Below are 12,107 nucleotides of genomic sequence, written 5' to 3' on the forward strand. Positions count from 1 at the left end.
GTCACGAACGCGCCCGCCGGTCAGCCGGGCTTGCGCGCCGACACGATCACGTACCCGATGCGGTCGGGGCCGGGGGCGAAGAAGTCGCGCAGCGCGTCCTTGAGCCCGGTCACCATCTCGTCGCCGAACCGCTCGGCCAGCACGCCGCGGGCGGTCTCGGCCGACTCGACGAACTTCGGCCCCATGCCGAAGACCCGGGGGCCGCACTGGGTGTACTCCTCCACCGCGAAGCCGGCCGCCCCCAGGGCGGCGAACCACTCGGCCAGCGTCGGCAGCCGGTTGAGGTTGATGGCGGCCGCGAACGCCTCGGCCTCGTCGAGGCCCATCCGCTCCTCGGTCGTGTAGTCCGCGAACGTGATCCGGCCGCCCGGCCGCAGCACCCGAAACAGCTCCGCGAGCGTGGCGCCGAGGTCGGGGGCGCACTGCAGCGACTCCATCGCCAGCACCGCGTCGAAGTGGCCCTCGCCGTACGGCAGGGCGGAGAAGTCGGCCTGCTCGAACCGGACGCGCTCGGCGATGCCGCTCGCGTCGGCCTTCCGCTGCGCCTCGCCCGCCTCGACAGCGCTGACCGTGACGCCGGTGACGTCCGCGCCGGTCTCCCGGGCGATCAGGATCGCCGGCGCGCCGAGGCCGCACCCGGCGTCCAGCACCCGCTCCCCCGGGCGCAGGCCGAGCGCGTCCGCCACCTTGCGGGTGATGCGCTTGGACGCCTCGACCATCGGGGTGTCGTCGCCGTCGCCGTACCAGTACGCCAGGTGGATCTGGCCCTCGTTGAAGGTGTCCGAGATGGGGGCCGACTCGTCGTACATCTTGCCGATGTCGACGGGGTCCACCGTCGTTCTCGCCATCGCTTCCTCGCTCTCTCGCCGCTGTACGGGTGGTGTGGCCACGCGGCCTAGTGGTAGGTGACGACCGCGCGGAAGCGCACCTCGCCCTTGTCGACCTTGTCGATCACGTCCGCGATCTGCTCCTTGGGGAACACCTCGACGATCGGCGTCACCCGGCCGCTCGCCACCAGGTCGAGCGCCTCGGCCAGGTACGGCAGGCCGTCGTGGCTGGCGCCGACGATCCGCTGCCGCTGGGCGAAGAACTGGAGCGTCGGGTCGATGGCGAACGACCCGGCCGGGTCGATGGTGGCCAGGACCATGCGGCCGTTCACGCGCAGCCCGCGGAGGGCGTCTGAGGCCGCCGGGTACGACGTGCCGGTGACCAGGATCACGTCGGCGCCCCCGGCCTCGCGCAGCTCCTCGCCCCCGCCCACGACGATGTCCGCGCCGAGGTCGCGGGCCAGCTCGTGCTTGTCGGGCGAGCGCGTCACGGCGACCGTCTCGTAGCCGCACGCCTTGCTGTACTGCAGGGCCATGTGGCCGAGGCCGCCGACGCCCAGCACCGCGACCCGCTCGTACGGCCGGGGCTCGCCGGCCCGCAGCGCGCTCCAGGCGGTGTACCCGGCGCAGAGCACGGGCGCGGCCTGCTCGTACGTGACGTTGTCGGGGAGGAGGACCGTGCTGTCGGCCGCCACCGCGACGTACTCGGCGTGCCCGCCTGGCGCGGTCATGCCGGTCATGACGGGCGCGGCGCAGTTCATCCCGGTCTGCCCGGTGACGGGAAGGCCGAGCCGGCAGTAGTCGCACCGCCCGCAGCCCGCCTGCACCCAGGTGGCGCCGACGCGGTCGCCCACCTTCCTGGACGTGACGCCCTCCCCCACCTCGACGACCTCGCCGGCGGGCTCGTGCCCCACGACGACCGGGTCGAGCGGGGGGAAGGGGTAGACGCCGCTGGTCAGCCACACGTCGTTGTGGCAGACGCCCGACGCGTGCACTTTGATGAGCACCTGGCCCGGGCCGGGACGCGGCGTGGGAACCTCGCGGATCTCCCACCGGGCGCCGGCCTGGGCGACGACAGCAGCCTTCATGGACGACTCCTTGGTGATGCGCGGACGCGTCCGGCCCGCCACCGGGCCGGTGGCGGGACGGACGCTCGCTGCGGGTGGATCGAAGGGGGCGCCGGGGGCCTCGTCGCCCCCGGAGCGGCTCAGGCGGGGGCGCCCGCGCCGGCCGGGACCTTCGCGGTCAGGTACACCGGCAGGGTCCTCCTGCCGTTCATGATGAACGTGACCTGCGGCTCGACCTCCTCGGGCGAGACGGCGAGCGTCAGGTCGGGGAAGCGCTCGAACAGCGCCGACAGCGCGATCTCGGCCTCCAGCAGCGCCAGCGGCGAGCCGATGCAGCGGTAGACGCCGTGCCCGAACGACAGGTGGTCCTTGTCGTCCCGGGTGAGGTCGAACTCGGCGGCCGTCCCGCCGTGCACCTCGGGGTCGCGGCCGACGCCGGCGAAGTGGACGAGGATCGGCTCGCCCTTGGGGATCGTCACACCGCAGACCTCGATGTCCTCGGTGGCGAACCTGAAGGGCAGGTGGGCGACGGGGGCCTGCACCCGCAGCGTCTCCTCGATCACGTCGCGCCAGGTCGCCCGTCCGCTCCGGACCAGTTCGAGCTGGCCGGGGTGGGTGAGCAGCGCCCAGACGGCGTTCGTGATGAGGTTCATGACCGGCTCGGTGCCGGTGGCCAGCAGCAGGTGCAGCGTGCCGACCATCTCGGTGTCGGTCAGTCGCGAGTCCTCGTCGCGCGCCGCGATGAGGTCCGTGGTCAGGTCGTCCCCCGGCTCGCGGCGCTTCGACTCGACGAACTCGTGCATCTCCCGGTGCCACTGCTCGACGTTGGCCGCGGCCTCCTCCGGGCTGATGGTGGTGTCGACGTTGACCTCACCGCCGCGCAGCATGTCGGCGCGCGACTCCGCCGGCACCCCGAACAGGTCGCAGATCACCTGCGCGGGGAACGGGTGGGCGAAGCGGGCCTTCAGGTCCACCGCCTCCCCCGGCTCGGCCGACGCGAGGTCGTCGAGCAGGTCGGAGACGATCTGCCGGACGCTGTCGCGCATGGCCTCCACCCGGCGGGGAGTGAAGGCGCCCGCGGTCAGCCTGCGCAGGCGGGTGTGGTCCTTGCCGTGCATCGTGGTGAGGTTCTCCATCAGCACCCACCCGATGAGCGGGAAGTCCTCACCGATCTCCCCGTTCACGTACGCCAGCCAGTGCCGGCGCGGGTCCTTCGAGACGGTCGGGTCGCTGAGCACCTGCTTGGCGGCCTCGTGGCCGGTGACCGACCAGCCGGGGACGCCCCCCGGCAGGACGATCCGGCCCACGGGGCCCTGCTCGCGGATGCGGGCGGCCTCCCCGTGGATGTCGTTGCCGGCGGGGTCGATGGTGACGGGGCAGCGGCTTTCCATGGAACCTCCAGACGATCGTGAGGCCGGTCGGCTGGCGGGACCGCCGCCGGACGCCGACGGACAGCCGTACGCCGGCACCGACCACTGCGTTCAGCCGGGCGACGCGGCGGGGAACGGGACGGTCAGATGTAGACGGTGTTGGGCTCCAGGCCGCAGACGACCCGCCCGTACAGCTCGAGGTTGGTGTTGGGGTGCAGGATCGCGTGCAGGTTGATCGTCTGGATGTCCCGCTCGATGCGCTGGATGGGCACCGAGGTGTAGATCGACGAGCCGCCGCTCGCGGTGTTGAGGATGTCCACGGCCTCCTTGGCGCGCTGGCACACCGCGCCCAGGTCGAGGCGGATGCGGGCGCGCTCCTCCAGCGTCCACGGCTCGCCGGTCGGGCCCTTGGTGTCGACCAGGTCGGCCGCGCGGTACGCGTGGAACTGCGCCTCGTCGATCTTGATGGTCGCCTCCGCCACCTGCAGGTGGGTGATCGGGGCCTCGCTCTGGTTCTCGTAGTTGGTGTAGGTGATCTTCCGGCCGGGCAGGCGCTCGAAGAACGCCTCCTTCGCGGCCTTCGCCAGGCCGAGCGCGGGGGCGCTGACCGTCGCGCAGGCCGTCGGCATGAACGGCGCCCGGTAGATCGGGGAGTCCGCGTTGGCGACCGAACGGTGCTGGCCCATGAGGACCGGGACCATCGGCAGGACCCGCGCCTCGGGCACGAAGACGTCCTTGGCCACGGTCGTGACGCTGCCGGTGCCGCGCAGGCCCGCGGTGTGCCAGTCGTCGACGACCGTCAGGTCGGACAGCGGCACGGCGATCATGACGGGCTCGAAGCCGCCGTCGGGGGTGGGCCGGACGGCCGCGTTCGTGTTCCACTGGCTCTGCTGGGAGCCGCTGTTGAACTTCCACGCGCCGTTGACCACCACGCCGCCGTCGGTCGGGACGGCCAGCGCGCTCGGGCTGAGGATGCCGCTCACGCGGACGTCGGGGTCGGCGAAGATCTCGTCCTGGACCTCGTCGGGGAACAGGCCGACCATCCAGGCGCTGATGGCCCAGACGGCGGCGGTCCAGGAGGCCGAGCCGTCGCCGCGGGCGAGCTCGGAGACGACCTCGACGACCGTGCGCATGTCGGACTCGTAGCCGCCGTACCGGGTGGGGACGCGCATCTTGAGGATGCCGGCGTCCGTCAGGGCCTCGACCGTCTCGTCGGCGAGGCGCCTGTTCTCCTCCCCCCAGGCGGCGTTCCGCTGCAACAGGGGCACCAGCTCAGACGCGCGGCGGACGAGTTCCTCCCGCGGGGGGGCTTGGGTGGTTTCCATCAGTTCCTCCTCTGGACTGCGGCAGGAGCCGGAGCACGCCCGGCGTGCGCGTCGTGACGGGGGATCGGGCGCCGGCGTCGCGGCAGGTCCTCGTCCGGCCCGGCCGTCCGCCGATCCGCACCACCCGACCTTCACACCCGCGCCGACGGCGGCGCATCTCTCGGATTGCGCTGTCGCGAAATGCCGGATCCGTCGTATTCGAATCGCGCACGTTGGAAGAAGCCGCAGGTCGGACCCGGTTGATACGGTCGGTGACCCAGAGTGACCACAGGCGGAACCCCAACGGCGGCGACCACGACGGCCGGGCGCGCCGCCGGGGTGTCGATGTCGAGATCCCGGAGCCCGCTCCGACCTCTTCATGAGAGGCGCCCCGGAGGGCGCCGCTGGCGTCCGAGAGCCGGAAAGGATCTCCCATGCACGACACGACCTCTGCCGTGGCCGGCCCGCGCGCCGGGCGGCGGGAGTGGATCGGGCTGGCCGTGCTGGCCCTGCCCACGCTCCTGGTCTCCATCGACGTCTACGTGATGCTGCTCGCCCTGCCGTACCTCAGCACGGACCTCGGCGCGGGCGGCACCCAGCAGCTGTGGATCATCGACATCTACGGCTTCATGCTGTCCGGGTTCCTGGTGACCATGGGCACCCTCGGCGACCGCATCGGCCGCCGGAGGCTGCTGCTGATCGGCGCGTCCGCGTTCGCCGTCGCGTCCGTGGTGTCGGCCTACTCGCGCAGCCCCGAGATGCTGATCGCCGCCCGCGGCGTGCTCGGCGTGGCCGGGGCCACGCTCGCGCCGTCGACGCTGTCGCTGATCACCACGCTGTTCCGGGACGCCCGTCAGCGCGGCACGGCCATCGGCATCTGGGCCATGTGCTTCTCCGCCGGCGCCATCATCGGCCCGCTCGTCGGCGGCGCCATGCTGGAGCACTTCTGGTGGGGCTCGGTCTTCCTGCTCGGCGTGCCCGCCATGGTGCTGCTGCTCGTGCTCGGTCCCGTCCTGCTGCCCGAGTACCGCGACGCGGGCGCGGGCCGGCTCGACCTGGCCAGCGTCGCGCTGTCCATGGCCGCGATCCTGCCGATCATCTACGGGCTCAAGGAACTGGCCAAGAGCGGCTGGAGCGCCGGCGCGCTGTCCGCGATCGTGGCCGGCCTCGCGCTCGGCGTGGTGTTCGTCCGGCGCCAGCGGGCGCTGGCCAGCCCGCTGCTCGACGTACGGCTGTTCGCCCACCGGTCGTTCAGCGCGGCGCTGGTGAGCATCCTGTTCGGCACGCTGCTCATGGGCGCGATCATGATGTTCATCACCCAGCACTTCGAGCTGGTGCAGGGGCTGTCGCCGCTCCAGGCGGGCGTGTGGATGCTGCCCGCCGTGGCCGCCAACACGGTGAGCTTCATGGTCTCCCCGATGCTGGCCCGCCGGTTCCGCCCGGCGTACTGCATCGGCGGCGGCCTGGTGATCTCGGTGGCCGGGCTGGTCGTCATCACCCAGGTGCAGACCGCCTCGGCGCCCGGCCTCCTGGCCTCCGGCTTCGCGCTCATCTTCCTCGGCGCCGGTCCGCTCGTCACGCTCGGCACCGGCCTGGTCATCGGCTCGGCCCCGCAGGAGAAGGCCGGGTCGGCCGCGGCCATCAACGAGACGAGCGGCCAGTTCGGCTTCGCGCTCGGCATCGCCGCGCTCGGCAGCATCGGCGCGGCCGTCTACCGGGCGGCCATCACGGTCCCGGACGGCGTGCCGGCCGCGGCGGCGCGGGCGGCGCGCGAGAGCATCACCGGCGCCGCGAGCGCGGCGGCCGGGCTGCCCGCCCAGGCCGGCGAGGCGCTGCTGGCTCCCGCCCGCGACGCCTACACCAGCGGGCTGAACGTCGTGGCCGCGGTCAGCGCCGTCCTGCTGGCCGCCGTGGCCGTCCTCGCCGCCACCCTGCTGCGGCACGTGCCGCCGACCGGCCCGGCCGAGCAGGGCGAGCAGCCGGCCACGGACGAGCCGGCCCTCCAGACCGCGGGCTGATCCCCCGCCCATACCGGACCACCGGCCTCGCCTCCCATCCGGCCCCCCGGGAGGCGGGGCCGGTCGCGTTGCGCGGGGCGTCCCCCTCTCCCGCCGGGTGAGGGGCCGCGCTCCGCGCCGCGCGAGCTCGGGCAAGGAGGCAATCGGCGAGATGCGGCGCCGGGAGGCGGCGTGCCACGGTCAGGTGACGTCTTCCACGGAGGTGAGGACCATGACCGAGATGACCGCCGTCCGCCCCGCGCCGGGCCCGGGGACGCCGGTCCCGGCCCCCGGGCCGGTCACCGTCACACCGGACGACCCGCGCTACGGGGACCTGGTCTGCGGATACAACCACCGCTTCACGCCCGCCCCCGACTACGTCCGCCGGGCGGCCACCACCGAGCAGGTCGCGGCGGCCGTGGAGGAGGCCGTGGCCGCCGGGAGGCGGATCGTGGTCCGCAGCGGCGGCCACTGCTTCGAGGACTTCACCGCCTCGCCCGACGTCCAGGTCCTGCTCGACCTGTCCCCCATGTCGGCCGTCTACCACGACGAGGAGCGGCGGGCGTTCGCGGTCGAGGGCGGCGCCACCCTGGGCCACGTCTACCGGGTGCTGCACGACGGGTGGGGGGTGACGATCCCCGCCGGCACCTGCTTCGAGGTTGGGGTCGGCGGCCACATCACGGGCGGCGGCTACGGCCACCTGTCCCGCCGGGACGGCCTCGTGGTCGACCACCTGTACGCGGTCGAGGTCGTGGTCGTCGGCGAGGACGGCCGGGCCCGGGTGGTGGTGGCCACCCGGGAGCCGGACGACCCGCACCGCGACCTGTGGTGGGCCCACACGGGCGGCGGGGGCGGCAACTTCGGCGTGGTCACCCGCTTCTGGCTGCGCAGCCCGGGGGTGGAGTCGGCCGACCCGGCCCGCCTGCTGCCGGCGGCGCCCGCCCGCATGCGCCGGCGCGACCTGGCGTGGCCGTGGGCGGGGATGACCGAGGAGGCGTTCACGACGCTGCTGCGCAACTACTGCGCCTGGTTCGAGGCCAACAGCGAGCCGGACTCCCCGTACCGGCACCTGTGGAGCAACCTCATCGTCACCCACCGGTCCGCGGGCGCGTTCGGGCTGACCTCGGTGATCGACGCGGACGTGCCGGATGCGGAGCGGCTGCTGGCGGCCCAGGTCGAGGCCCTGACGGACGGCGTCGGGGTGGACCCGGTCGCGGACGCCGAGCAGGTGGTGCCGTGGATGGAGACCTGGATGCCGTCGTACAGCTGGCCGAGCGACCCGAACGGCCGTTACAAGCACAAGGCCGCCTACCTGCGCCGCCGCTACACCGACAGGCAGATGGCGGCCGTCTACCGGCACCTGGGCGGCGAGGGCTACGACAACCCCGCGGCGTGCCTCGTGCTCACCGGCTTCGGCGGCCGGGTGAACGCCGTCGCCCCCGGCGCGACCGCGATCCCCCAGCGCGACTCGATCCTCAAGGCCTCCTACAGCGCCGGGATGTGGGTGTCGGAGGAGGAGGACCCGGCGCACATCGGGTGGGTCCGCGAGTACTACCGCGACGTCTACGCCGAGACCGGCGGCGTGCCGGTGCCCGGCGAGGTCGACGACGGCTCGTACATCAGCTACCCGGACGTCGACCTGGCCGACCCCGCGTGGAACACCTCCGGCGTCCCCTGGCACGAGCTGTACTACAAGGGCAACTACCCCCGCCTCCAGGCCGTGAAGGACCGGTACGACCCGCGCAACGTCTTCCATCACGCGCTGTCGATCGAGCCGTCGTCTTGACCGGTTGAAAGGTGCATTGATCCGCAATTCAGGAGATGCGGTTCACAGCGGCGGCAGGGACGATTCAAAAGTCAGGATCGGCGAACGGAAACGCGACCCGACCGCCTTTCCCCGGATTCCCCGCAGGCGAACTCCTTTCGCGTGCGCGCCAACACTCCTGGAGGCAGAGATGCCCGTGAACTCGCCGACCACCGTGGCGGTCGAGGCGACCGCGGCGGCGGCCGTCCCCCAGCGCGTCATCGCGGCGTGGGCCGACAACGACGCCGCCGGCTTCGCCTCGGTCTTCACCGAGCACGCCACCATGATCCTTCCCGGTGACGTCTTCGTGACCGGGCGCGACCGGATCCGGGCCTACATGGAGGCCGCCTATGCCGGGCCGTACGCCGGCAGCCGCGTGACGGGGACGCCCCTGGCCATCCGCCGCCTGTCCGACGACCTCGTCCTCATGATCACCCGTGGCGGCGTCATCGAGGCCGGCGAGACCGAGCTCGCCCCCGGCAAGGCCGTCCGCGCCTCGTGGCTGCTCGCCCGCGTGGACGGCGAGTGGCTGGTGACGGCCTACCAGAACACGCCCATCAGCGCTTCCTGACCGGACCGCGACACGGATTGAGGAGGTGACCGCGATGGGTGCCAGAGCCGGCGACCGCGTCGTGGTGCTCGGCGGGAGCATGGGGGGCCTGCTGGCCGCCCGGGTGCTCTCCGAGAGCTTCGCCGAGGTTCTCCTGGTGGACCGCGACGCGCTGCTGGGGGTCTCCGGCCCCCGCCGCGGCGTCCCGCACGGCCGCCACGCCCACGGACTGGTGGCACGCGGCCACGAGATCCTCGAAAGCCAGTTCCCCGGGCTCACCGCCGAGCTCGAGGCCGCCGGCGTACGGCCCGGGGACTTCAACGGGGACATCCGCTGGTACTTCAACGGCCAGAGGGTCAAGCCGGCCCACTCGGGGCTGCTGTCGGTGCCGGCGACGCGGCCGGTGCTGGAGCACCACCTGCGCGAGCGGGTGCGGGCCATCCCGAACGTCCGTTTCCTGGAGCGGCACGACATCCTGGGCCTGGCGACGACGCCGGGCGGCGGGCGTGTCGTGGGCGCCCGGGTGCAGCCGCAGGGCGGCGGCGGGGACCCGCTGGTCCTGGACGCCGACCTGGTCGTCGACACGACAGGGCGCGGCTCCCGCACCCCCGTCTGGCTGGAGGAGCTCGGCTACGGGCGTCCCGAGGAGGACCGGGTCAAGATCGACCTCGCGTACACCACCCGCCACTACCGGGTCGACGTCGACCCCTTCGGCAGCGACCTCGCGATGATCCCGGCCGCCACGCCCGCCCACCCGCGCGGCGCCTTCTACTACCGCCTCCCCGGGAACGACGGCCTGCTGGAGCTGTCGCTCACGGGCATCCTCGGCGACCACCCGCCGACCGACCCCGACGGCTTCCTGGAGTTCGTCCGGTCGCTGCCGATCCCGGACATCTACCTGTCGGTGCGCGACGCCGAGCCGGTCGACGACCCGGTGATGTTCAAGTACCCGGTCAGCGTGTGGCGGCACTACGAGCGGCTGGCCAGCTTCCCGGAGCGGCTGCTGGTCATGGGCGACGCGGTGTGCAGCTTCAACCCGATCTACGCCCAGGGCATGACGGTCGCCGCGCTGGAGTCGCTGGTGCTGCGCCGCCATCTGAGCGAGGGGTCCCTGCCCGACCCGCGCGCCTTCTTCCGCGACATCGCCCGCGAGATCGCCTCGCCCTGGGAGCTGTCGGCCGGCGCCGACCTCGGCTACGCCGGCGTCGAGGGCCGCAGGACGCCGAAGGTCCGGCTGATCAACGCCTACGTCTCCCGGCTGCAGCGGGCCGCCGTCCATGACAGCGCGCTCGGCAACGCGTTCATCCGGGTGGCCGGCCTCATCGACCCGCCGCAGGCGCTGCTGCGCCCCGGCACCGTGCTCCGCGTGCTGCGGCACGGAGGCCGGGCCCCCGAGCCCGCCGCCGCGCCGGAGCCCTCGGCCCAGCCCGTCGCCCAGCCCGTCGCCCAGCCGGTCGCCCGGCCCGACGTCCCGTCCGTGCAGGACGGCGCGCGGTCCGCGTCCCCGGCATCCCCGGCATCCCCGGCGTCCCCGGCGTCCCCGGCGTCCCCGGCGTCCCCGGCGTCCACGGCGTCCACGGCGTCAACAGCGGGCCGGGGGGCCTGAACCCTCGCCCGTGCCCTCGCCATCCCGGCGCACCGGCCACCGCCGGTGCGCCGCGGCCGTGCCCCAGCCTCCCCGAACCAGCCCCCAGCCTCCCCGAACCCCAGCCCCCGGCTCAGCCCTCAGTCCCCAGCCCCGCTCCGGGCGTGCCCGCGGCCGGCCGGGCCCCGGGCCCGCAGCCGCTCGCAGCCGTACCCCCGCCGGCGTGGCTGCGAACCGTCACCCCCGGCCGGTCACGGCCGGCCCCACCGCCGGCGGACGTGACCGAAAGGCAGTCAGATGCGTCCCTTCCGAATCGACATCCCCGAGGCGGACCTCGACGACCTCCGGCGCCGGATCGCCGCCACCCGCTGGCCCAGCGAGGTGCCCGGCGTGGGCTGGGACCGCGGCGTGCCCGTGGAGTACCTCAAGGAGCTGGCCGAGTACTGGCGCACCGAGTTCGACTGGCGGGCCGCCGAGGCCCGGCTGAACCGGTACCCGCAGTTCATCACCGAGATCGACGGGGTCGACGTGCACTTCCTGCACGTCCGTTCGCCTGAGCCGGACGCGGTGCCGCTGATCGTGACGCACGGCTGGCCCGGCTCGGTCGCCGAGTTCCTCGACGTCATCGGCCCGCTGACCGACCCGGCCGCGCACGGCGGCGACCCCCGCGACGCGTTCCACCTGGTCATCCCGTCGATCCCCGGGTACGGCTTCTCCGGCCCCACCGGCCAGACGGGCTGGGACGTCCGCCACGTCGCCCGGGCCTGGGCCGAGCTGATGCGCCGTCTCGGGTACGACCGCTACGCCGTGCAGGGCGGCGACTGGGGCATGGCCATCTCGCTGGAGCTCGGCCTCGCCGACCCCGAGCACGTGGCCGGCGTGCACGTCAACATGTTCGTCACGTTCCCCCCGGACGACCCGTCGGCGTTCGCCGAGCTGGACGACACCGACAACGCCAGGCTCGGGTTCGCGCTGCGCTTCCAGCAGGACGGCATGGGCTGGCAGCGCATCCAGTCGACCCGCCCGCAGACCCTGTCGTACGGGCTCACCGACTCGCCCGTGGGGCAGCTCGCCTGGATCGTCGAGAAGTTCAAGGAGTGGACCGACTCGGACAAGGCGCCCGAGGACGCGGTCGACCGTGACCACCTGCTGACCAACGTCACCATCTACTGGCTCACCGCGACCGCGGGCTCCAGCGCCCAGCTCTACTACGAGTCGGCCCGCGGCGACGAGGCGTTCGTCACGACGTGGGGCGGGCCGTGGCCGCTCCGCGCGCCCGTCGGCGTGGCCGTCTTCCCCCACGACGCCGCGCTGCCGATCCGGCGGTGGGCCGACCGGCTGCTGCCGACGCTCGCCCACTGGACCGAGTTCGACCGCGGGGGCCACTTCGCCGCGATGGAGCAGCCGGAGCTGCTCGTCGAGGACGTGCGGGCGTTCGTCCGCCCGCTGCGCTGACTCCCGGCGGAACCACGCCGGGTTCGTTCACAAGGGAGAACACGTGGACACCATAGGAACAGGACCGGCCCCCGACCCCGCGCCACGGCGGCGCGGGCGGCGGCGGAGGATCGCCCTGGCCGCGCTCGTCGCGCTCGCGGTCCTGCCC

Annotated in this window: 9 protein-coding genes; 5 read left to right on the forward strand and 4 right to left on the reverse strand. The window is 73.5% G+C overall.

Going from position 1 to position 12,107, the window contains the following annotated elements; genetic code table 11:
- Positions 1-20 precede the first annotated feature (20 nt).
- The 4 genes from MPTA5024_RS05105 to MPTA5024_RS05120 all read right to left on the reverse strand — a co-directional run bounded on the left by MPTA5024_RS05105 (position 21) and on the right by MPTA5024_RS05120 (position 4,589).
- Positions 21-848 carry an SAM-dependent methyltransferase gene (locus MPTA5024_RS05105; protein WP_036320315.1) on the reverse strand — a complete coding sequence of 276 codons (828 nt, stop codon included), beginning with the start codon at positions 846-848 and terminating at the stop codon, positions 21-23.
- A gap of 47 nt (positions 849-895) precedes the next feature.
- A complete protein-coding gene (locus MPTA5024_RS05110; RefSeq protein WP_036320318.1) occupies positions 896-1,915 on the reverse strand; it encodes an alcohol dehydrogenase catalytic domain-containing protein in 1,020 nt (339 codons plus the stop codon).
- A gap of 119 nt (positions 1,916-2,034) precedes the next feature.
- Positions 2,035-3,285, reverse strand: a complete 1,251-nt coding sequence (locus tag MPTA5024_RS05115) for a cytochrome P450 family protein (protein ID WP_036320321.1) — start codon at positions 3,283-3,285, stop codon at positions 2,035-2,037.
- 122 nt (positions 3,286-3,407) lie between these two features.
- Positions 3,408-4,589 carry an acyl-CoA dehydrogenase family protein gene (locus tag MPTA5024_RS05120; protein ID WP_036320324.1) on the reverse strand — a complete coding sequence of 394 codons (1,182 nt, stop codon included), beginning with the start codon at positions 4,587-4,589 and terminating at the stop codon, positions 3,408-3,410.
- Positions 4,590-5,002: 413 nt separating this feature from the next.
- On the opposite strand from MPTA5024_RS05120, the gene MPTA5024_RS05125 reads away from it, so the two are divergent.
- From MPTA5024_RS05125 to MPTA5024_RS05145, 5 genes are all read left to right on the forward strand, one after another.
- Positions 5,003-6,586, forward strand: coding sequence for an MFS transporter (locus MPTA5024_RS05125; RefSeq protein WP_036320327.1), 1,584 nt, complete (start codon positions 5,003-5,005; stop codon positions 6,584-6,586).
- A 211-nt stretch (positions 6,587-6,797) separates the two neighbouring features.
- Positions 6,798-8,351, forward strand: coding sequence for an FAD-dependent oxidoreductase (locus MPTA5024_RS05130; RefSeq protein WP_232326207.1), 1,554 nt, complete (start codon positions 6,798-6,800; stop codon positions 8,349-8,351).
- A gap of 169 nt (positions 8,352-8,520) precedes the next feature.
- Complete coding sequence (locus MPTA5024_RS05135) at positions 8,521-8,940, forward strand: SgcJ/EcaC family oxidoreductase (protein WP_036320330.1); 420 nt, start codon at positions 8,521-8,523, stop codon at positions 8,938-8,940.
- A 34-nt stretch (positions 8,941-8,974) separates the two neighbouring features.
- On the forward strand, positions 8,975-10,525 hold the full coding sequence (locus MPTA5024_RS05140) for an FAD-dependent oxidoreductase (RefSeq protein WP_198166953.1): 1,551 nt from the start codon (positions 8,975-8,977) through the stop codon (positions 10,523-10,525).
- A gap of 276 nt (positions 10,526-10,801) precedes the next feature.
- A complete protein-coding gene (locus tag MPTA5024_RS05145) occupies positions 10,802-11,959 on the forward strand; it encodes an epoxide hydrolase family protein (RefSeq protein WP_036320332.1) in 1,158 nt (385 codons plus the stop codon).
- Positions 11,960-12,107: the final 148 nt, after the last annotated feature.

This window comes from Microbispora sp. ATCC PTA-5024, assembly GCF_000511135.2.
GTDB classification, from domain to species: domain Bacteria; phylum Actinomycetota; class Actinomycetes; order Streptosporangiales; family Streptosporangiaceae; genus Microbispora; species Microbispora corallina.